Origin of the sequence: Embleya sp. NPDC020630, assembly GCF_044334985.1 — a bacterium.
In the GTDB taxonomy this organism is placed as follows: Bacteria; Actinomycetota; Actinomycetes; order Streptomycetales; family Streptomycetaceae; genus Embleya.
On sequence record NZ_JBIRUB010000001.1, the window covers coordinates 951,335 to 971,177 of the forward strand.

At 69.3% G+C, this 19,843-nt stretch carries 21 protein-coding genes; 16 read left to right on the forward strand and 5 right to left on the reverse strand.

Translation table 11 applies throughout. The features are described from left to right. Positions 1–36 precede the first annotated feature (36 nt). The 3 genes from ACH4XV_RS03805 to ACH4XV_RS03815 all read right to left on the reverse strand — a co-directional run bounded on the left by ACH4XV_RS03805 (position 37) and on the right by ACH4XV_RS03815 (position 4,997). Entirely contained in the window at positions 37–1,224 is a 1,188-nt protein-coding gene (locus ACH4XV_RS03805; RefSeq protein ID WP_395786656.1) for a lanthionine synthetase C family protein, read from the reverse strand. Further along, positions 1,218–4,283, reverse strand: coding sequence for a lantibiotic dehydratase (locus ACH4XV_RS03810; protein ID WP_395786657.1), 3,066 nt, complete (start codon positions 4,281–4,283; stop codon positions 1,218–1,220). The genes ACH4XV_RS03805 and ACH4XV_RS03810 overlap by 7 nt, the downstream gene beginning before the upstream one ends. Before the next feature lie 81 nt (positions 4,284–4,364). Then, the gene (locus tag ACH4XV_RS03815; protein ID WP_395786658.1) at positions 4,365–4,997 is read right to left on the reverse strand and encodes an FxLD family lanthipeptide; all 633 of its coding nucleotides are present in this window, start codon (positions 4,995–4,997) and stop codon (positions 4,365–4,367) included. Positions 4,998–5,160: 163 nt separating this feature from the next. On the opposite strand from ACH4XV_RS03815, the gene ACH4XV_RS03820 reads away from it, so the two are divergent. From ACH4XV_RS03820 to ACH4XV_RS03830, 3 genes are read left to right on the forward strand one after another with little or no spacing between them, the layout of a single operon-like run. Further along, the gene (locus tag ACH4XV_RS03820; RefSeq protein WP_395786659.1) at positions 5,161–6,225 is read left to right on the forward strand and encodes a hypothetical protein; all 1,065 of its coding nucleotides are present in this window, start codon (positions 5,161–5,163) and stop codon (positions 6,223–6,225) included. A 33-nt stretch (positions 6,226–6,258) separates the two neighbouring features. Continuing rightward, entirely contained in the window at positions 6,259–6,924 is a 666-nt protein-coding gene (locus tag ACH4XV_RS03825) for a YdcF family protein (protein WP_395786660.1), read from the forward strand. A gap of 7 nt (positions 6,925–6,931) precedes the next feature. Further along, positions 6,932–7,624: a WbqC family protein gene (locus ACH4XV_RS03830; RefSeq protein WP_395786661.1), complete on the forward strand. Its 693-nt coding sequence runs from the start codon at positions 6,932–6,934 to the stop codon at positions 7,622–7,624. A 380-nt stretch (positions 7,625–8,004) separates the two neighbouring features. Here ACH4XV_RS03830 and ACH4XV_RS03835 read toward each other — a convergent pair whose 3' ends face one another. After that, positions 8,005–8,193 carry a DUF397 domain-containing protein gene (locus ACH4XV_RS03835; protein ID WP_395786662.1) on the reverse strand — a complete coding sequence of 63 codons (189 nt, stop codon included), beginning with the start codon at positions 8,191–8,193 and terminating at the stop codon, positions 8,005–8,007. A gap of 126 nt (positions 8,194–8,319) precedes the next feature. Beyond that, positions 8,320–9,180: a helix-turn-helix domain-containing protein gene (locus ACH4XV_RS03840; RefSeq protein WP_395786663.1), complete on the reverse strand. Its 861-nt coding sequence runs from the start codon at positions 9,178–9,180 to the stop codon at positions 8,320–8,322. 249 nt (positions 9,181–9,429) lie between these two features. Between ACH4XV_RS03840 and ACH4XV_RS03845 the strand changes: the two genes are divergently transcribed. The 13 genes from ACH4XV_RS03845 to ACH4XV_RS03905 all read left to right on the forward strand — a co-directional run bounded on the left by ACH4XV_RS03845 (position 9,430) and on the right by ACH4XV_RS03905 (position 19,824). Beyond that, positions 9,430–10,062: an ATP-binding protein gene (locus ACH4XV_RS03845; protein ID WP_395786664.1), complete on the forward strand. Its 633-nt coding sequence runs from the start codon at positions 9,430–9,432 to the stop codon at positions 10,060–10,062. After that, complete coding sequence (locus ACH4XV_RS03850) at positions 10,059–10,400, forward strand: hypothetical protein (RefSeq protein ID WP_395786665.1); 342 nt, start codon at positions 10,059–10,061, stop codon at positions 10,398–10,400. The genes ACH4XV_RS03845 and ACH4XV_RS03850 overlap by 4 nt, the downstream gene beginning before the upstream one ends. 309 nt (positions 10,401–10,709) lie before the next feature. After that, a complete protein-coding gene (locus ACH4XV_RS03855; protein ID WP_395786666.1) occupies positions 10,710–11,105 on the forward strand; it encodes a hypothetical protein in 396 nt (131 codons plus the stop codon). Further along, positions 11,102–12,370, forward strand: coding sequence for an SAM-dependent methyltransferase (locus ACH4XV_RS03860; protein ID WP_395786667.1), 1,269 nt, complete (start codon positions 11,102–11,104; stop codon positions 12,368–12,370). The genes ACH4XV_RS03855 and ACH4XV_RS03860 overlap by 4 nt, the downstream gene beginning before the upstream one ends. Beyond that, a complete protein-coding gene (locus tag ACH4XV_RS03865) occupies positions 12,367–13,308 on the forward strand; it encodes a hypothetical protein (protein ID WP_395786668.1) in 942 nt (313 codons plus the stop codon). Before ACH4XV_RS03860 ends, ACH4XV_RS03865 begins: the two co-directional genes overlap by 4 nt. After that, entirely contained in the window at positions 13,302–13,970 is a 669-nt protein-coding gene (locus ACH4XV_RS03870) for a hypothetical protein (protein WP_395786669.1), read from the forward strand. The genes ACH4XV_RS03865 and ACH4XV_RS03870 overlap by 7 nt, the downstream gene beginning before the upstream one ends. A 79-nt stretch (positions 13,971–14,049) precedes the next feature. After that, the gene (locus ACH4XV_RS03875) at positions 14,050–14,919 is read left to right on the forward strand and encodes a formyltransferase family protein (RefSeq protein ID WP_395786670.1); all 870 of its coding nucleotides are present in this window, start codon (positions 14,050–14,052) and stop codon (positions 14,917–14,919) included. A gap of 122 nt (positions 14,920–15,041) precedes the next feature. Next, positions 15,042–15,974, forward strand: coding sequence for an endonuclease/exonuclease/phosphatase family protein (locus tag ACH4XV_RS03880; RefSeq protein ID WP_395786671.1), 933 nt, complete (start codon positions 15,042–15,044; stop codon positions 15,972–15,974). Continuing rightward, complete coding sequence (locus ACH4XV_RS03885) at positions 15,971–16,783, forward strand: SAM-dependent methyltransferase (RefSeq protein WP_395786672.1); 813 nt, start codon at positions 15,971–15,973, stop codon at positions 16,781–16,783. Before ACH4XV_RS03880 ends, ACH4XV_RS03885 begins: the two co-directional genes overlap by 4 nt. Before the next feature lie 99 nt (positions 16,784–16,882). After that, positions 16,883–17,440, forward strand: coding sequence for a Secondary metabolite protein (locus ACH4XV_RS03890; protein ID WP_395786673.1), 558 nt, complete (start codon positions 16,883–16,885; stop codon positions 17,438–17,440). Between the two features lie 73 nt (positions 17,441–17,513). Further along, entirely contained in the window at positions 17,514–18,038 is a 525-nt protein-coding gene (locus ACH4XV_RS03895; RefSeq protein WP_395786674.1) for an ImmA/IrrE family metallo-endopeptidase, read from the forward strand. Next, the gene (locus tag ACH4XV_RS03900; RefSeq protein WP_395786675.1) at positions 18,038–19,222 is read left to right on the forward strand and encodes an MAB_1171c family putative transporter; all 1,185 of its coding nucleotides are present in this window, start codon (positions 18,038–18,040) and stop codon (positions 19,220–19,222) included. The genes ACH4XV_RS03895 and ACH4XV_RS03900 overlap by 1 nt, the downstream gene beginning before the upstream one ends. A gap of 65 nt (positions 19,223–19,287) precedes the next feature. Further along, the gene (locus ACH4XV_RS03905) at positions 19,288–19,824 is read left to right on the forward strand and encodes a hypothetical protein (RefSeq protein WP_395786676.1); all 537 of its coding nucleotides are present in this window, start codon (positions 19,288–19,290) and stop codon (positions 19,822–19,824) included. Positions 19,825–19,843 lie beyond the last annotated feature (19 nt).

Here is a 19,843-nt window from a genome sequence, read left to right on the forward strand (position 1 = left end):
CAGCCCGGGGTGCCCGGGGCGGTTGGTCTCGGTGGATCAGCCGGTCAGCAGGAGACACATGTCCCAGGACGACGTGAATTGCCCCTGCGTGAGCCCGTGTTCGACGAGACTCACGCCGGCGCGACCGGTCAGAAACCCGGCGTCGGCAGGTAGTCCGCGCCGACGGATATGTCGACGCATGTTGGTGAGCAGGATCGGTATTCGTTCGCTCAGAGCGCCGGCGTCGTCCGCGTCCGCGGAGGCGCGCCATGTGGTTTGGAGGAGGCCGGCCCAGCCGTGGCATACCGAGGCGTCGTTCAGGAGTGCGAGTTGTCGAGGATCCGTGACGCATGCGAGCAGGGCTGCTTCGGCGTGTCGACGGCGCTCTGTGTCGCCCAGGGCGAGGCCGGCCAACTGCTGGGCGCGGGCCTGGCCGGGCGTGCCGTAGCACCAGGACGGTCGCTGCGGACCGTTATGGCGCGGCTCGCCGTCGTGCCATTCGGTGGGGGTGATGATGCCGGGCCACCACGGGCTGGGGTTGGTGCGTCGCCAGGCGTCGAGGACGTCCGTGATGCGGGCCATGGCTTCGGCGTGTTCGGGAACGGTTACACCGTGTCTCATCGCCGTCGACAATAGTGCCAGGACACCCGTGCATCCGTGCGCGATGCCGAGGTTGAGGTGACCGCCGGGCCAGTGGGGCGAGGGTTGTCCGGTCGGCGAGTCGCGGGTCCACCAGCCGGGAAGTTCGTGGGTGCCCGAGCGGATCGGGTGGGTCAGGCGTGTGAGGTAGCCGAGGACGTCCCGCAGGAGCAGGGTGTCGTGGCCTTGGTGGAGAAGGTAGGCGCCGAGGCCCGTCATGCCGCCCACGAGGTCGTACTCGCGCAACGCGGGCAACCTGCCGCGGTCGATGCGTTCGTGTGCCCGGCCGAGGCGGTGGCGGATGCCTGCGGTGATCGTGCCGTCGAGCACGTTCAAGGCCCGCCCGTAGGCGCGGTGCCCGATCTCCCGAAGGGCGAAGGCGACGGCCGGGGCACCTTGAGACAGACAGAGGAAGTCCGGTTGGGCGTGTACGGGATCGCGGGTCATCGCCCGGGCCCATGCGTGCGCGATGGTCCACTCCGCCAGGCCGGTGCGGGCGTGCGCACCGTGGAGCAATGCGATGCCGGGTGTGCCCGAGAACAGATCCTGCGCCCGCGTTGGGGCGGACGACGTTGCTGCGGGTTCCGAAGGGGCGCCGCTCAGCACGTCGGGGCCGCCGATCGGGCCGTGGATGACAGGGCGGCTTGGCGGGCGAGGCGGCGACAGGTCCGCTCTCCGATCGGGTCGATGCCCAGGGCTCGGTTGTGATGCATGTGCAGGAGCGAGTCCACGATGGCGTCGAGATCGGTTCCGAGAGGCAGGAGTTCGCGATAGGCGACCAGGGCTTCGGCGCGGTCCGCCCATGCCGTGGTCAGGTCCGTTGGCAGGTCCGACAGGTCGACGTTCCCGGCAACCACCCTCTGCAGGACGGCTCCGGCGACCGCCCGATCCATCGCCGGCGTCCCGGCGATCGGCCGCGCGGCAAGACGGCCTGTGGCTTCGGCGGGGTTGTCGTGGAAGGCGCAGGCGATGCCGAGCATTGACAGAGCGGTCCATGCCTGGGGGTCGATCCCGAGCGTGGATGCGTGTCGGAGCCAGGCCGCGACTGTTCGCGAGTCGGCGGCGAAGACTCGCTCGGCTGCGGCCATCGCCGGCCCGGCGCCGTATCGGCCGATCTCCGGCCGATATGCGTCGAGGGTCAGGTGGGACGCGGCCCCGCCGGCGCGCAACTCGTGGTCCCAATGTCCGAGCGCGGTGATTATGGCGGCCTTGGTGTGTGGTTGTGGGGCGTGGATACGCAGCCGCAGATGGTCCCGTTCGTGGGTGCTGCGATAGCGCATGAACCACCATTGCGGACCGGGGTGTTGGTCGAGCATGGCCGTGAGTCTGGGCAGGTGATGGGTGATGATCTCGTTGAACCGCTCGGGATGCGTGTGGATCTTTGCGAACACCCAGTCCTCGCTCGGCGTTCCCGGTGCCGCCTCATACCGGGCGGGGGTGGCGAGGTACGGCAGGCCGGCCAACGGCGACGGCGCGGGGGATCGTCGGGTGACCAGGGGCATGGCGATCTCGTGGATGTGACCGTTCATCCATCCGAACTCGGCCGCGGGCGCGGCTTCTTGGACGATCGCGTGTCCGTACCGTGCCAGCTGGGCCCGAAGCGAGTCGGCGTGTGTCGGTTCGTCGAGGGACAGGCGTAGCGTGCGGTCGGCGTCGCACAACTCGACCGTGTCGGGACAATTCCAGCGGGTGCGCCACTTGTGCAGCGCGATCCGCCATCGGTGACCATCGGCGGTGGGGGGCGGTAGATCGGCTGTGGTCAGGCGCCATCGTGCGGCGCACAGCACGGCGCGTCCGTGGCGTACGCGGGGCAGTCTGGGGAGGAGCTGCGCGTGCGGTCCCCAGTCGAACTCGTACCACTGGGGTCCCAGCGCTCGGGGCAGGTGGGCGATGAACCGGGCGAGCGGGGAGACCTGCTTGTGCAGCGCCAGGGCGTGGAAGACCTGTGGCTCTACGACGACGTTGCGCGAGAGGCTGACCAGGTGCAGGCCGGTCGTGGTGGCCAGGACGGCGAGGTCGCGTACATCCACAGGGGCCTGCGGGTCCTCGGGCCGGCGGTGTTCGCCCAAGGGAAGGACATGCGGCAGGTAGGGCGGGATGCGGCTGACGTTCTGGGCGTGGGCGTACACCGGTGGTGTGGCCAGCTGGACCTGCAACGCTCCTTCGGTCGCGGGCGGCAGCGCCCGGTACACGTTTTCGAGGCCCGAACCGGTCGCCGTGGCGGTGAAGCGGGAGGTGATCGTCCCCGCCGCGCGAGCCGGCGCGACCACCAGCGTGAACTCCCCCCGATCCAACGCCTGGGCATCGGCGGCGTGCACCCGGGCGGACAGTTCGACGTGCGGCGGGATTCGCCGTTCGTCAAAGCTCGCGCCGTCGGTCAGTGTGCGAATGTCGGCGTCGGTGAGGACGATCTCGCCGCTGTCGTCGGCCATGGCCCGCCAGGCGCGGGCGAGCAGTTGCTCGTCGCGTGCGGACACTGTCTCGGCCGGCACGGCCTCGGTGGCGGCGGGGTATCCGGCGGGGAAGCCCAGACCCGTGGCCGGATCGACGACGTCCGCCAACGAGACTGCGGCGCCGGTGCCGTATCGCTCCACGAACGCGGCGTGGTACGCGCGCCAGGAGGAGTCGCCCGACGGGTGGCGCGTGGTGCGCAGCAACGCGCTCGCGGCCCGCTCCATCTCCCACGCGACGGCGTGAGGCAGGGTGACCCGGCAGTCGACCCGCGTGTCGACCGCCAGTACGGTGCGGCCGACCTTCGAAAGGGTTTGCATCCCGGTAACGAAGTCGGCGCGAAGCCTGTCCTGGTCGGCGGGGCGAGCGGCGTTGTGCCGACGGACATGTTCGGCTGTCGTGTGTAGACCCTCGATCAGAGGAGCCACCTCGGCCACGTCGTCCGCGCGTACACGCCGGAGTTCGTCGACGAGCCGCGCTAGGGGGTCGGTGACGGTAGTTGGGGCGCGTAGGGAACTGATCAGCAGGCCGCGCTGCACGAGATCGGTCAGCATGGCGTCGATCCGGGTGCGGTCGGCACGGGTGAACGCCTCGGAGAGCATGTCGGCGAGCGCGCCGAACCGGATCGGCACACTCGCGGCTTCCCGGGCCGTGACGACCGCCCGAGTGGCGCGCACGCTCATCCGGAACGGGCCGTTCGCCAACTCCAACCGGCCGCCCCGCTCGCACGCCAGGTCGCTGAACACCACGTCCAGACGCGCCAAGAGCCGGGGGCATGCCTCCAACCGGTCGATGACGTCGCTGAGCCATTCACTGTCGACCCGGGCCACCGCCCGATGTCCCACGCCCCACTGGACCTGGGTGTGCGACCCCAGGGCCACGGGGGTGACTCCTGCGAACAGACCGAAGGGCGTGGGCCGTCCGGCGCTTCGTAACACGTAGCGCACGACAGTGGACGTTGCCCGACGAACACGCCGGGGGTCGGTGTCGGCAGCGCCAAGGGTCAGCTGCTCCACGCGGCGCGCCAGGGCCGGACTGGCAGCCGTGACGGCGGCGGCGAATCCCGGCCGCGCCCACGTGTGCCGCAGCCACACGACGCAGTCGGACACTTCACCGAGGTTGGGCCACCACAGGGGCAACTCGCTCAGGGGTGTCACGGCCACGCGCAACAGGGCGGCGCCGGTGCTGCGGTAGAGCTGCGTTCCGTCCGACACGCGATCCTCCGACCGACTTGGGGTGAGCGGGGAGCCCGGGCGGCCGTGAGTTGCTTCGGCCGCCCGGGACGGGTACGTCGACTACGAGCTGACGCACGACGACTTGCAGGTCGCCGCGCAGGTGTCGTTGGTGTCGCACGGCACGGGAACGCCCTCGGCGATATCCGTGGTTACGTGGACATCCAGATCGAAGTCGTCGTCGAGTGCCGGATCGGTGTCGGAAACCATGGGCATGGTGGTAACTCCTCGTGTAGGCCGATACCGACCACGAGCGGTTGCGCCGCTCGGGGTCGAGTGATGGTGCGGGTGGTCGAACACCGCCCCGTGGATGGAGCCGTCCGGGCCGGTGGGTCTTCGTGCGCGACGGTCGCTCGTCGGTGTCCGCACGAACAGGACCCGGGCACCCAGCTCGGTGATGCGTGCGCGTCGTTCTCGGGAGACGCTCTTTCCGCCGAGATGAGCCTGGGACGGGAAGAGCGCGCCGTATCCGCCGCTCGCCCGAAGGGCGTCGAGCAGTCCGGTGAACGCCACGGATGCCGCGGGCTGAGAGGAATGTTCGACGAAGATGCCGGCCAGGAGGAGCTCGTGGCGGCAGCAGTACTCATGCAGCGACGCGACCAACGATCGGCGGCGCGCCACCGAGACCGAGACCAGGCGGAGGTAGCCGTACACGAGCGGTCCGGGCCCGGACTGTTCCTCGGTGACACCTCGCATCCCCGCGCCCTCCTTCGCCGACGAAACCGAAACCGGCTCCCGGGAACGAGCATCGCCGCGAGCGTGGTCACTCCGGGATGAACGGGTGTGGCACTTCCGTGGCACTTTCGCCGCACCGGGTACGCCCCGGGTGATTCGATGGGGGCTCCGGAAGGGGCTGCTGGTGCCGACCGTTCGAACGTGGACCGGCCACGAGGCGAGAGCGCTTCGTCGTGCCAAGCGCATGGGTGTGCGCGGGTTCGCCGATCACCTGGGTATGGCGGCGCGAACCGTCTCCCAGTGGGAGAGATTGGGCGTCCAGCGTGAACCCCGGCCGGACACGCAGGCCATTCTGGACACCGTTCTTGCCCGTGCCACCCCTGACGAACATGCCCGGTTCGAAGCCCTGCTCGCGAAGACCGTCGAAGAGGCCCCTCACCGGCCGTTCTCCGTCCCGCGCGAATGGGATCACGAGACGTGGACCGAGGACATCGAACGCGCGCTCGTACTCGTCAACCGACAGAGCCTCGCCCAGGCCACCGGCCTGCTCAACCGTCGGCTGACGCGATCCGTGCCGGTGGATCTGGACGACCGGGGACGCTATCTCTACGCCCGCTCCCTCGTTCTCCTCGGCGACGTACGACGTGACCAGGGCGCGATCCACGGCCCCTCGTCCGCCGATCACCACTACCGGCGCGCACGCGAGATGTTCACCGCTTTGGACATCCCCCGGCGCGTCGCGCAGATCGACCTGTCGCTCGCCGTCGTCGCCGAGATGACCGGACGTCTGGAGGAGTCCGCCCGCATGTACGAACTCCTCGCGAGCGATCGCAGGTTGGGCGAGCGCGACCAGGCTCGCGCCCGACTGTGGATCGGCACGGCGCTGAGCAAGGCCGGGCGGCACGGACGCGCCATCGAGGAGATGGCCGCGGCCACGCGCCGCTTCGAGGACCTGGACGAGCCCGACGACTGGTCGGTGGCCCAGCAAAAGCTCGCCCTCGCCCACCGCGGCGCCGGGACCATCGGGCGGGCCCTGCATCACATCGACATCGCCCTGGCCCACCGCGTCACCGACGCACCGATGCAACAAGTCCGGCTTGACACCGCCCACGCGCACATCCTGGTCACCGACCGTGCCACGATCGACACCGGACTGGCCCTGCTCGACCGCACCGCGCAACTGGCCGCTCGACACGGGCTGTCCCATCAACTCCACAGCATCGAAGCCATCCGCCGTACCTGCGAATGAACCCCGCGCCACCCAACCTCCGAGGAGCACACCTTGGCAGCCGAACGCCCCGACGTCACCGACACCGACCGCGCCGATGCGGAACTCGTCTGGGACTACCACCAGATGCAGCACGAGCCGCGCCCGTGCTCAGCGGCCGTCGGCCTCGGCAGCCACGACCTCGGCGTCGCCCGCTTCACCGCCGAGCTCTACCACCACGGCCTGTTCCCGATCGTGGTCTTCAGCGGTGGCAACAGCCCCACCACCGCCGCCCGCTTCCCCCGCGGCGAGGCCGTCCACTACCGCGAACACGCCATCGAACTCGGCGTCCCCGACGAAGCGATCCTCCTCGAACCCCGCGCCGCCAACACCGGCCAGAACATCGCCTTCACCCGCGACGTCCTCACCGCACACGGCACCACCGTCGAATCCCTACTGATCGTCTCCAAGCCCTACATGCAACGCCGCGCCTACGCCACCTGCCGTAAGGTCTGGCCCGAGGTCGACGTCGTCTGCGCCTCCGAACCCCTCGAATTCGACGCCTACCTCAAATCCATCGGCGACGAACACCTGGTCATCGACATGCTCGTCGGCGACCTCCAACGCGTCATCGCCTACCCCGCCCTGGGATACGCCGTCGAACAGGACGTCCCGGACGACGTCCACACCGCGTACGAACGCCTCCTCGACGCCGGCTTCACCAGCCGACTCATGGCGTGATGAGCACATGACACCCCGCAGAGTCTGCGCGATCCACCAACCGAATCTCTTCCCGCGATTATCGACCCTGGCCAAGATCCACGCCGCGGACCGCTGGGTCGTCTACGACGACGTACAACACGCCGCCCGCGACTACCAACACCGCTGCCTCCTGCCAGACCCGGTGAATCCCACGCGGCACCGCTGGCTGACCCTCCCGGTCCACCGGCCCCAGGGCAGAGCGACCCTGATTCGCGATCTACGCCTCGTCGACCCGCCCGCGACTCGGCGACGTGCGGAAGGGATGCTCCGGCACCATTACGGCCGCAACCCGTACTGGGTGGACGTGGAACCCGCGATCTACGAGATTCTGCAACTCCTCACGCAGACCGACCACTTGGCTGAAGTTGCGGAGGCTTCCACCCGAACCCTGCTCAGGCTCCTCGACTGGCAGGGGACCGCGCTCCGCAGCAGCGAGATGACCGCCCGGGGCGGACGATCCGAACGCCTCGCACGTCTCACCGTCGAGGCCGGCTGCGACACATACCTCCACGGCATCGCTGGCGGCCGGTACATGGACTTCGCAATCTTCGAGACCGAGCACGTGCGGACCCGACCGGCCAAGGCCCCGCCATGCGTGGGCTCCTGGCGTGAGAGTGCGCTGAGCACGCTCACCACGATCGGCGTGACCGAAACCACGAAGAGGCTGTGGGCGGTGTGACGTTGTCGCTCCTCCGCCCGTCGGGCAGGCCCTGCGGCCGGACGGACGGCGTGCCGAGGGCGGGATGGACGAGATGGCGTCACACGGTGGCCGGCGTGGTCCGGGCCGCCGCGTCGGGTGCCGTCACAGGTCGGGCAGCGGCCCCTTCGGGTGTTCGGAGTTACGAGCCGCCGATCCGAGTCAGCGGAGTTTCCCGACTGCGCACGTTGGCCGCGATCCTGCGTGCTCGGCTCGTGCGCTCGCCGCGAACTGTCGGAGCTGACGAGGCCGGCTTCTGGGATTCGGCGTGCTGCGTCCTGAGTGCCCTGGGTGTGGGCCAAGCTATGAAAGTGGTGGCTGACCCCAATAGCCGTGGGGTCAGCCGCCCGTGTCTCTTTGCGTCAGTGCGTGGGCTTGATGGCTGCGGTGAAGGCCGTCCAGGCGTCACGGTCGAACGTGTGGACCGGACCCGAGGGCGTCTTGCTGTCCCTGACCAGGACTCCGGGTGTGTCGATGGCGGTCTCGACGCACTGACCGCCGTCGCTGTAGGACGAGGTCCTCCAGGTCAGCGGGATATTGCGCTGCGACATGTGCATCTCCTGAGCTAGGTGTCGTCCCACCATCATGGGACCGGTTGCCGGCACGTCGGAACGCGGGGCAACCGATCCTTCACGCGCGAGAGCTTTGATCAAGGAAACGCCGGGGCCCGATTCGGCCTATTCGGCGTGGAACCGCAACAGGCCCCGAAGGAAGTCCACGCTCTCCTCCGGGTCGAGTGCCAGCGCCTCGATGGACGTGAAGGCATCGACGAAGCCCGAGACCTGCTCGGGTTTGCTGAAGTAGTTGTTGCCCGTGAGGCTTTCCGTATAGACGACGTCGGGCATCTCCGTCTCGCCCGGTAGCTTGAGCCACAGGAAACCGTTCGTCAGCCCTCGATGAGCACCGGCCTCGAACGTGACCAGGCGGATGGTGATGTTGGGCAAAGCGCCGAGTTCGATCAAGTGTGTGATCTGGTCCCGCATGATCGCGCGGCTACCGATCACGTGGTGCAGAGCACCTTCGTCGATGAGCGCCACGAGCCTGGGCGGGGATTCCCGCCGCAGCAGCTCCTGTCGTCGTAGACGCAATCGGACCCGGCCCTCGACCAACGACTGATCCGTGGTGTGGACTCGGATGATCTCCCGTGCGTACTCCTCGGTCTGGAGCATGCCGAAAAGCATCCCGCCGCTGACGGTCCGCAGCTCCTCGGCGGCTGTCTCGACAGCGAACAGTTGGCCGAGACCGCGCGGGACGACGCTGGCCTCGTCCTGCCACCAGTCCGGCAGCTTCGCCTTCTCCATGAGCGCGAGCGTGTCTTCGATCTCCTGGTGAGATCTGCCGTAGAGGCGTAGGAGTTCAGCGACTTCGATGCGCTTGAGCGGCCACTGCCGACCGGTTTCGTACCGCGAGATCTTCGGGGTCGACCCGTCGATCGCTTGGGCGGCTGCTTTCGCTGAAATCTCGGCATCAAGGCGGTACTTACGCAGGCGGCGGCCGAGTTGAACGCTGGCCACCGTCGGCTCCGGTCGGTTCTCCACCAACGCGCCTCCTCGAGTGAACGTCACATCCCCGGCGACATCTTGCCGCACGGTGTGACGCTGCGACGTCTCACCCTGACCCGGGATCGTTGAATCGTCGCACAGAATCATCGCCCTCTGAAATTTCAGAGATAGGTGTTGCCGAGAGAACGTTCCCTTGTATCTTGTAGTCACCTTCGAGCCACCGATCGTGATCATGCCCGGAGGGCGGTTCCAGGCGAGTAAGCCCCTGCCGCAAGGGAGTTCGGCATGAAGTCACCTCCAGCCCCACACCTTGACCTGCCTCGGGACACGGTCGTCACCGCGACCGCCCGCGCCCACGTCGCTGACGTGTGCGTGTCCTTGGGCATCGATCGCTTCACCAAGTCCGACGCCGATTGGCTGGATGACGTCCTCTTGGTGGTCTGCGAGTTGGTCACCAACGCTCTGAAGCACACCACCGGCGCCATCGCCGTCCACTGGTGGTCCGACGAACACACGGTCACGTTCGCCGTTACCGACGCGACGTTCGTACGGCTCGCCTGGGCGCGCGGAGACGACACCGTGCCGGCGACTCAGGAATCCGGGAGGGGCTTGGGGATTGTCGCCACTCTCGCCGACCGCTTGGAGTACGGGCCCCTTCAGGAGGATGGGCGCGGTGGCAAGTGGGTCGCGGCCAGTTTCACGTTGCCGGATGTCGCCTTCCGACGTCGGGCCCGTCGGGGAGCAATGGGAAAGCAACCGTCATGGCACCGCAACCAACGCCCGCCCGAACCCACTGATCCGCTCGATGGCCCCGTCGCAACCGGAAGTCGTTCGGATTCGCTCTGCACAGCCGATGTGGGACCCGTCCGTTCTCAGTTCCCCAGCAGACGCACCCGGCAACTCGAAGGCGTCTCGTGAAGGCGTTCTTCGACGCTGATCCGAGCCCGCGGCGCACCTTCACCGCCTATCACCGGCTTACCGTCGGCACCGTGGTCGTCGTGCGATGGGTGACACTCGCCCAGGACCGATGGCGTTTCAGGGATCGCCTGGAACTCGATACCCAAGGGGCCATCGAGGCCTTGGCGCATTGCGAACGTACGAACAACCATGACGCGGCAGTCGCTCTGTTCGCAGCCGTGTCCCGTCTCCCCGGTCTCACCCCGACGGAGCTGGACGCCCGTATCAGTTCCGTCCTCGGTGAGGACCACACCCAATTTTCTCGCCCCGACGTGGGCGTGATCCATTTCGTGAACTGACTCTTCGTCCGGCGACATCCAGCGGACGATGCTTTGTCTCCCGGTGCAGGTCGACGCTCGCCCGTCCCTGTGGCCGGGCCGGCCACCCCTCCCCACCCTCCAGGGGCGGCCGGTCGGACGTGAGCGACCTGACCGCTCACGTCCGACCCCAAAACGCCTTCACGTACCCCCCGATCCCTTCCGACGGGAGCCGGGGTCCGGAGCCGCCAGACGGGGGTCCACGGCGCTCCGAAGGCGAGCGGCGGGCGTCTCAACGACGAGACGCCCGCCCCTGCGCAAATCCACATCCACCGTTCAAAGGACGTCCCGATGAAGCACCGTGCCCGCGAAGGGAACATGCCCATGCGTAGGGGGCCGATCGAGTCCCGGGACCCGCACGTGCAGCGGATGCGCATGACGCACGCCATCCGCGACCACCTGTCCGTATTCGACGTCGTCCACAGGAGCACCGCCGGCGCGCTCGCCAGCGCGTTCATCCACCTCGGCTCCCACAGCGCACCGACCATGGCCGGACTGTGGCTGCTGCGTGACAGCGAACTGCCCCCGATGCCAGATGCATTCGGCTTGCGGCGCACTCTGCGAGACGTGTGGGACAGCGGCGCACCCGTCCCGGGTGACCCGCCCCGCCCGCCGTTGCTCGGAGCGGAGCCCGCCTCCCCGGCACGGCCGCAGGTGACGGCGCCGGGGTCCGAGGGATGCGGATGAGTGGCTTGTCGGTCCGCATGCATGCCACGTGGCGGCTGCGTTTCGTGGTCCGGTGGCATTCGCGCGATCGGATCGTCACCGCCGGGCAGGCCATCACCGCCGTGCGCGCGTTCTACCTCGGTTGGCCCCGGCACCTGCACCTCGTACCGGCCGCTCGCAGGCCCGGCCTGTCGGGAGCACTCGTAGAACTCTGGCAGCAAGGCTCGTCCCAGCGCGGCGGCCCGCCCTGGCGCGACTTCGACTCGGGCGCCCGGCGCCAACCCGTCGTCCCGACCCACCGCCCGGTCGCCGCGAAACGCGGCTGGTTCGAGGACACACCCCCCCGCCGCACCGGCCCGTTCCTCGGGCGCGGCTCGAACCCCGACCACCACCGCGAAACGGTAGCCATGCACGCACCCGCATCCTCCATCGACCTCGGTCTCGACCGCCCCCACGTCGCCCGCGTGAACAACTACCTGGCGGGCGGACACGCGAACTTCGCCCTCGACCGCGCCCTGGCCGACGCCGCGCTCACCGTCCATCCGCAGCTCTGGACGACCGTGGCGGACGCGACCTTGTTCACACGGCGTGCGGTTACCCAGCTCGCCCGGATCGGGGTACGCCAGTTCGTCGACATCGCCCAAGGCATCCCGATTGCGGGACACACGGTCCACGACGCCGCCCACGCCGTCGACGCCGACTGCCGGATCGTGTACGTCGAGGACGATCCGGTCGTCCACGCGCTGCAAAGCGCCCTCACCGACGACGGCACCGGCCGCGTCACCTGCGTACGCGCCTGGCCCCTCGCGCCGGAATCCATCTGGGCCCATCCCCGGGTTCGCGCCATGTTCGACCCCGCCGAACCCGTCGCCGTCGTCGTCGGCGGATTCCTCCAACACCTTCCGTACCGGTACGGGCCACGCGGCGCCCTCCACCGCCTCATCGCACACCTGCCTGCCGGCAGCCACGTGGTCGCGACCCACCTGACCGGCGACACCGACCCGCACTCGCGCGCGAACGCACTCGCCCGCATGTACAGCTCCCACGGCATCCCCCTACGCCTGCGCGAGCGACGGGACGTCCTGACGCTGCTCCCCGGAACACCCCTTGAACCGGGCCTCGTTCCGGCCGCGCGGTGGCGCGCTTTGCCCAAGGCCGCCGTGACGGACACAGCCGCGGTGACGTGCCACGCGGCCGTTGTCGAACTCCGCGCCCGCCTCCCGCTGCAACGCACCGGTACCACCGGGCCCGCAGTCGTACTCCCACCCCGAGAGGAACCCCGATGATCGCCTCGCCCGTATTACCCCCCGGCATTCTCAAGGCCCTGCGGGACCGTGTCGGCTCCACACCCACCGCCACGTTGATCACGCTTCCCGCCGCGCGCATCTCGCTGTGGCGCATCGCCGGCCAACACACGATCCTGGCCGTCAAGGTCGGCTTCGGCCGGGACGTCGACCGCGAGGCCGCGATCCTCGACGCCCTCTACGTCGTCGACCAGGTCCCCGAACGCCCGCTACGCGGCGTACACCCCGTCGGCACCTGGTTCGCGATGCCGTGGCACCAGGGCGCCACCACCGACCAACACTGGGCTCCACTGCGCCAACGGGGCCCCGAACGCCAGATCACGCGCGTGCGAGCCCTGGAACGGGCGGTCGAACTGGCCGCCGCCGTCACCGCCCTCCACACGACCGGCTGGGCCCACGGCGACATCCACCCCGCACACTGCATCCACACCCACGCCGGCGCCCGCCTGATCGACTACGCCTGCGCCCGGGGACCCCGCGGCGCCATCGCCGACAACCTCATGACGCCCCGCCCGAACACCCGCATCGACTGCGCCGCCCCCGAGATCGCCACCAGGATGGTCGATCGCCGTCGACCCGTCGCCACCCCCGCCGCCGACGTCTACTCCCTCGCCGCCTCGCTGCGCCTGTGCTGGACGGGCGAGCCGGCCGTGACGGTACGCCGAGGCTACGGGGGTCGACCGGCCTCCCCGGAACAACGCTGGGCGGCCATCGCGGACGGAGCCCCCCTGTCCCGCGTCCCGAGCGATCTCGCCTGGACGGCCCTCGACGCCGTCCTCGCCCCGGCGCTGAGCCGAGCACCCATCGACCGACCCACCGCCGCCGAATTGCACACGCAACTCGCGGACCTGTATAGGACCTCGGCCAGAGCCGCGCACCGCGCCGGCGCGAACGCCCGGGCGCTGGAGACGGCATGGTGACCCCCGAACCGGACACCCGCGCGCGCTACCTCCGCGACGGCTACGCCCACCTGGGCCGCCTGCCCGACCGCCGGCTCGTCGACGACCTCGCCACCGAGGCCGAGCGCCTGTACGAGCAGCCGCCGACGCGCCGCGAACTCCTGACCCACCCAGGCGAGACGGCGCTGAACCTGCGCCGACTGCTCGCCGTCGAGCAACGATCGCGGGTGGTCGCACGGGCCTTGACGGATCCGAGCCTCGGCGACATCGCCGCCGAACTCCTCGGTGTCGACATGGCCCGACCAGTCGGCGCGACGCTGCTGTGCGCGCCCCCGCGCAGCCCGTCCCCGCGCCCCGCCCGACTGCCCCACCCCGGCAACCGCCACGGGACCGACGAGGACCTGGTGCACCTGTGGCTTCCCGTACCCGCGACGCAGTCCCTGCGAGTGGTGTTCCGCAGCCACACCGCCCGCCCGCCCTTGTTGTCGTGGGCTCGCCTGCGGTCCCGGCGACGCCGGTCGATGGGGTGTGGCCTGTGCGCCGGTGACGGCTTCGCCGTCCATCCCGGCCTCATGGTCGCCATGAGCGAGAACCAGGGCACGGAGTTGCACTTCGCGACCGTCCTCACCTACCGGCGACACCCCGAGGCCACACGCATCACGACGGCAGAAGAGCACCGGTAGCCGAACCGGCAACGCCACTGCTGCCTTACCCACTCCACCTCCTGACCTGGAGCCTGCCTTGGCCCTGACAAGACCTCACGTGCGAGCGGCGTTGGTCGGCTCACGCCTCGACGACCTGGAACTGATGCGCGAAGCATGCGCCGGGACCGGCGTCCAACCCGTCTTGGTCGTCGTGCCCCCGGTAATCTGGCGCGACCGCACCCGCGAACAGGACCCCGCAGCCCGACTCGCACGCGTCCGCGCCGTCACGCCCCCGGAAATCGGCGTCGCCGGCAGGCCCGCTCCCGAACTCCCCAACACACTGCACGCGTTCGGCATCGACCTGTTGGTGATCTGTGAGTACCCCACCGTCCTGCCGCGGGTCGTCCTCGACGCCGTCCCCGGCGGTGCCATCGGCTGCCACCCCTCGCTCCTACCCCGATGGCAGGGACCGTTGCCGATCGCGTGGGCCCTGCGGATGGGCGATCCGGTCATCGGACTCAGCGTCCACCGCATCACCGGCGACACCTACGACGACGGTCCCGTCCTCGCACAGCAAAGCCTGGTCGCGCCGGACGACTTCGACCCCGACGCGCTCCGCGCACACCTCATCAGCAGACTCCTCCTCGGCGTCCTGCCGAAGGCTCTGACCGCGATCATGCACGGCGAACCCGGCACCCCCCAGGACCCGGACAGAGCAACCTGGGCCGGCTTCATGGCCGATGCCGATCGCTACCTCGACACCACGCGACCCGCCTCGACACTCCACAACCTCGCCCGCGCCTTGCGCTACCTCGGATGGACGCCCCACATCCACCTCGACGGCGCCTGGCACACCATCACCCGCACCAGCCCCACCCCGACCCCCGCATGCACCCTCCGGATCCAGTGCGGAGACGGCGCGCCGCTGTGGGTCGCCAACGCAACCCCCACCCCCGCCGGCACCGCACACCCACGTGTCTACACCTGACTCGAACACCCCCACAGCGTTGCCCGAACACCGGGCGAACACCTCCGCTGGCCGGGCCCGCTCCCCACCCGCCGTCCACCGCCGCCACAGTCCATGCTCCACCGACGAAAGGACCGCTCCCAGTGACACTTGACGTTGTCACCAGCAACTTCGAGAACTATGGCGGAGGTGACCGCCGCACGTGGCGCGAAGCACACGAGTTCTACGCCTCACTGCGCCCCGCCGTGCTCATGCTCCAAGAGGTGTGGACAGCCCTCGACAACGACGGCGAACTCGCCGCAGCGGCCGAGGCCGTACTGGGTATGACCGGATGGGTCGGCCGCGGCAGCTCGACCGCCCTGTACATCGATCCCGCCGTGTTCGAGTCCCCATGCGGCTGGGACGACTGCGGCTGGCAACTGGAGCCCACAGCCAGGGCGTTGCGTCTGCGTGACGCTGACGGCGAGACGTTGCCGATCGTCGCGGTCTCCCACCACCTCACCTATTCCTCCTGCAGCGCCCGCGCGGCTGAAGGAGAAAATCTGACCCGCTTCCTCGACAAGGCGCACACCACCGAAAGCGGCGCGACGGTCAAACTCCCGGCGATCCTCGGCGGCGACCGCAACAGCTACCGAACCCCGATCCCCGGCGGGCCGCCCCTGCCCCCCGTCGAGACCTTCACCGACCGCGTCCACCAGACCCACCGCTCCCGCCCCGGCCCGGGCGGCACCCGCATTCCCGACACCCACACCGACGAAGTCATGCGTGCCGCCGGCGCCGAGGACGCCGCCCGCCACATCGCCCTCACCCACGGACGCATGTCCGCACTCGCACCCACCGTCATCCCCAAACCTGAACAAGGGCCTCCGACCGCCGTCGACGGTTTCTGGGTGTCCCAGATGCTCCTGCCCGCGCTGTGGGACGTCGAAATCATCGACATGACCGGGCTCTCCGACCATCACGCCGTGCGCGCCAGATTCGACCGTGACGGCCTGGCGGACATCCTGCGCCGCGCCGCTGCGCCACGCGCCGGTCGCGAGCACTCCTCGGTTCGGACTCGGAGCGCTGCCCTGTGAGCCCGGACGAGCCCGCCCCGCCCGGTATCGACCATGCCACCGACGCCCGCGTATTCGACTGGTTGGCCGGTGGCACCGACAACTACCCGCCCGACAACGCGACCGGCTCGGCCATCCTCCACATCGCGCCCTCCGCCGGAGCAGTCGTGCGCAACTCGCAGGCGTTCGCGCGTCGCGCCACCCGGGCCCTTGTCCGCGACTGCGGGGTGCGCCGCATCCTCGACCTCGGCTGCGGTGTCCCCACTCAGCCCTACATCCACACAGTGGCCCAGAGCAGCCACCCCGGGACCCGTGTGGTCCACGTCGACAACGACCGGCTCGTTCTCGGGCAGGCCAGGATGCTCCTGGACCAGAACGAGTACACGTCCGTCGTCGCCGCAGACATCAGCGATGTCGACGCGTTGACGCGTATCCCCGACATCGCCGATCTCCTCGACGAGGGCCCGGTCGCCGTACTCGCAACGGCGGTTCTGAACTGCCTTCGATGTCCGGCAACCTTCATGCGCGACCTTGTCGGTCGACTGCCGTCCGGCTCGTATGTGGTCGTGAGCGTGCTCGTCAGCGACCGACCGGACGTCCGCCACGCGATCACCGACGCCATGCTCGCCGGCACCGGGGGAGCCTGGGGTCGCGTGGCGACATCCGACGAAGCTGCCGCACTCTTGAGCGGGCTCGACGTTCTGCCACCCGGACCGGGCGATGTCGCGGCATGGAGGACCGACGACATCGGCCCTTACCGAACCGGCCACCAAGGGGGCTGGGAAGTCCACATGTACGGGGGCGTCGCTCGGGTGCCTTGCTCAGTGTGAAGGATTCCGCCCGTTGAACCTCCGAACGACCGGAAGACTCGGTCCGGCCTTGTCGCCGACGCGGCGAGGCCGGCTCCGAGGCTCACAGTCCAGTGGCATGTGATTCTCGTCATCCAACAGTTTGGTGGACGTAGCGGCGACGATTCGTGCAGTCTGTGCCTCCGATGGAGGAGGTGTGCCGAAGTGGGCGAGAAGCCTGATACGCCGGCTATGACGCTGGCCGCGAAGCTCGACCGACTGTTCGATGTCGTGCGCAAGCCCGATGGCGGTGCGTACAGCAACGGTGAGGTCGCGCGGGGGATCAAAGAGCAGGCCGGCTCGGGAGGGGCGACCGTGTCCGCGAGCCTGGTACAGCAGCTTCGGACCGGGGTGCAGACGAATCCGACGCTGAAGACCATCGACGCGCTCGCCCGGTTCTTCGGCGTCGAGCCCGTCTACTTCTTCGACGACGCGGCGGCGGAGCGCATCGCGGCCGAGCGGGACGCGTGGTCGCGGATGCGGGAGAACGACGTCCACCGCCTGGTGTTTCGCGCCGACGGCCTGTCGGCGGACAGCCTGCGGATGGTGAGCGCGGTGATCGAGCAGGCTCGGCGCCTCGAAGGGCTCAAGCCGGATGCCCACGACGCGGGTGAGACGCGGGCGGGCGAGCGTGATTGAGATCTTCACCCGCGACATCAGCGGCGTCGATCGGCTTTGGCGGTCGTCCCAGGACTATCGAAGGACTTCGTGCGTGGATCTCAGGCGGCTTCGGGACGACTGCCGCAAGCGGTTGGAGACCCTGGACATCGACGTTCCCGATCCGTTCGACGCGCAGCTCCTGTGCCGGAACATCTCGCGATCGCGGGGGAGAGACCTGCGCCTGATGCCGTTGGCACAGGGGCTTCCGGCGGGGATGCCGTGCGGGATGTGGGTCGCGACCGAGACGGCCGACTGGGTCTGGTACGACGCCTCGACCAGTCCGGCGCACCAACGGCACATCATCGCGCACGAGCTGGCGCATGTGCTGTGTGATCACAGCGGTGGGATGGACGCGCTGTTGGCCGGGCAGTTCTCGCCAGACCTGGCTCCGTCCACGATCCAGCGCATGCTCGGGCGCACGTCGTATGACGACGTCCAGGAGCTGGAAGCCGAGACGCTCGCGTCCCTGCTCACCGCTCCGGCCGGGCCGGCGGAACCCGAGCTGCCCGGGCGGGTGCTGTCGCGGTTGCACGCGAGTTTGACCGAGCCCGCGCGGCGCTCCGGCAGGCGGTCGTGATGCACGTCCTGGAACTGGGCGTCGTGGTGCTGGCCTGGGTGATCGTCGTGTGGAGACGCCCCACCACCGACAGCTCGTACCGGACGCGGTCGCTCTGGGGAGCGTTCGTCGCCTTGGCCGTCGCCCTCACGATCCGGGTGCCCAGAGTCGACGACGCGATCGAGAACATCACCGGCGTGGCGCAGGTTGGCACGCTCATCAAGCACGTCGTCGGGCTCGTGGCGATGCTCCTGATCGTCAATTGGATCACCGCTCTGGTGTCTCCCACGGAGGAGCCACCGGCGTTCACCTCGCCTCGGTACATGACCACCGGGGTGATGATCGGCGCGTTGGTGGTGCTGTTCTTCCTTATCCCCGACCGGGACCACGACGGCGACTACTTCATCACCGACCATGCGGGTGACGCCGTCGCGACCGCGTACCAGCTCGTGTTCGTCGCCGGCGCGACGTTGGCGACGGGAGTGGGCACCCTGCTGGTGGCCCGTGCGGCGCGCCCGGCCCCAGCGGGCGGTCTGCGGCGGTCGTTGGCGACGCTGGCACTGGGGAACCTGCTCGGCGTGGGCTACTGCCTGCTTCGCGCGGCGTACCTCCTGATCGCTGCCACCGACAGAACCTGGCCCGGAGGTGACGACGCCTTCGAGACCGCGTCCAACGCGGTCAAGTTGACGGCCATAGTGCTGATCATCGCCGGGACGTCGTACTCGGCGTTCGCGGCGGCCCTGCGCCGGTGGAGGCAGTGGGTGGCGATGCGCCGCCTGTACGCCCTGTGGTGGGCATTGACGGAAGCGGTGCCGCACGTCGTCCTGTGCGGCGAGAACGAACCGGGCGAGTACAGCCCGGTGGAGTTGACGTATCGGTTGCATCGCCGCGGGATTGAGATCCGCGACGCGGCCCTGACGCTGCGCGACACCGCGCCGCCAGGGCTGCACCGGGACGTGGTGCTCGCGGTGGAGCGGGCGGAGGTGCCGGAGGACCAGCGCGCTGCGGTGGCCGAGGCGTACTGGCTCAAGGAAGTCCTGCGGTTGGCCGAACAAGGGATCACGGCCTCGGGCGACCTCTCGTACACGCCACATCCGGCGGCCGAGTCGGAGGCGGAGACCGCCTGGCTGGTGCGTGTGGCCCGGGCGTTCGCCTCGCCCACGATGCGCCGAGTCGAGGATGCCATTCCGGAGAAGGCAACATGAGCACCACACACCGATCCCCGAAGTCCGTCCCGTCGGGGGAGCATCTGGCGCGGACGGTCACCAACGTGCTCGCGCCGCAGTACATCGTTGTGGTGCTGCTGTTGCTCGTCGGTGCGGTGACAGGCGGATGGTCCGGGGTCGGCTGGGCGATGTGGGCGATCCTGTTCGCCGCCGTCCTGCCATTGACGCTGGTCAAGATCGGCATTCGCCGGGGCAAGTGGGCGGATCGTCACGTGAGCAGGCGAACCCAGCGGATGCGCGTGATGCCGGTCGTGATCGCCCTGGTGGCAGCCGGACTGACGTCGATGGCCGTACTCGGGGCACCACACGACATGGTCCTTCTGGTCGTGGTGATGGTGGTGACCTTGCTCGTGCTCACCGCGATCACCAGCGTGTGGAAGATCAGCGTCCACACCACGGTGATGACTGGGGCGGTCACCCAGACGGCCTACGCGCTGGGCGTGTGGTGGGCGTTGGGCGCCGTGCTCGTTCCGCTTGTCGCATGGTCGAGGGTGGCCCTGCGGGCCCACACACGAGCGCAGACGGTCGCCGGCGCCATCGTCGGTTTTTTGATTGCCGCAGGATGCTGGGCTCTCGGCTGAACCTCGACCGGACGCAGCC

Bases quoted from the DNA above. Each gene is read 5' to 3' on its own strand.
- ACH4XV_RS03815 (WP_395786658.1), bottom strand. From the start codon at position 4,997: ATGCGAGGTGTCACCGAGGAACAGTCCGGGCCCGGACCGCTCGTGTAC.
- ACH4XV_RS03830 (WP_395786661.1), top strand. From the start codon at position 6,932: ATGACACCCCGCAGAGTCTGCGCGATCCACCAACCGAATCTCTTCCCG.
- ACH4XV_RS03835 (WP_395786662.1), bottom strand. From the start codon at position 8,193: ATGTCGCAGCGCAATATCCCGCTGACCTGGAGGACCTCGTCCTACAGC.
- ACH4XV_RS03845 (WP_395786664.1), top strand. From the start codon at position 9,430: ATGAAGTCACCTCCAGCCCCACACCTTGACCTGCCTCGGGACACGGTC.
- ACH4XV_RS03855 (WP_395786666.1), top strand. From the start codon at position 10,710: ATGAAGCACCGTGCCCGCGAAGGGAACATGCCCATGCGTAGGGGGCCG.
- ACH4XV_RS03860 (WP_395786667.1), top strand. From the start codon at position 11,102: ATGAGTGGCTTGTCGGTCCGCATGCATGCCACGTGGCGGCTGCGTTTC.
- ACH4XV_RS03865 (WP_395786668.1), top strand. From the start codon at position 12,367: ATGATCGCCTCGCCCGTATTACCCCCCGGCATTCTCAAGGCCCTGCGG.
- ACH4XV_RS03870 (WP_395786669.1), top strand. From the start codon at position 13,302: ATGGTGACCCCCGAACCGGACACCCGCGCGCGCTACCTCCGCGACGGC.
- ACH4XV_RS03900 (WP_395786675.1), top strand. From the start codon at position 18,038: ATGCACGTCCTGGAACTGGGCGTCGTGGTGCTGGCCTGGGTGATCGTC.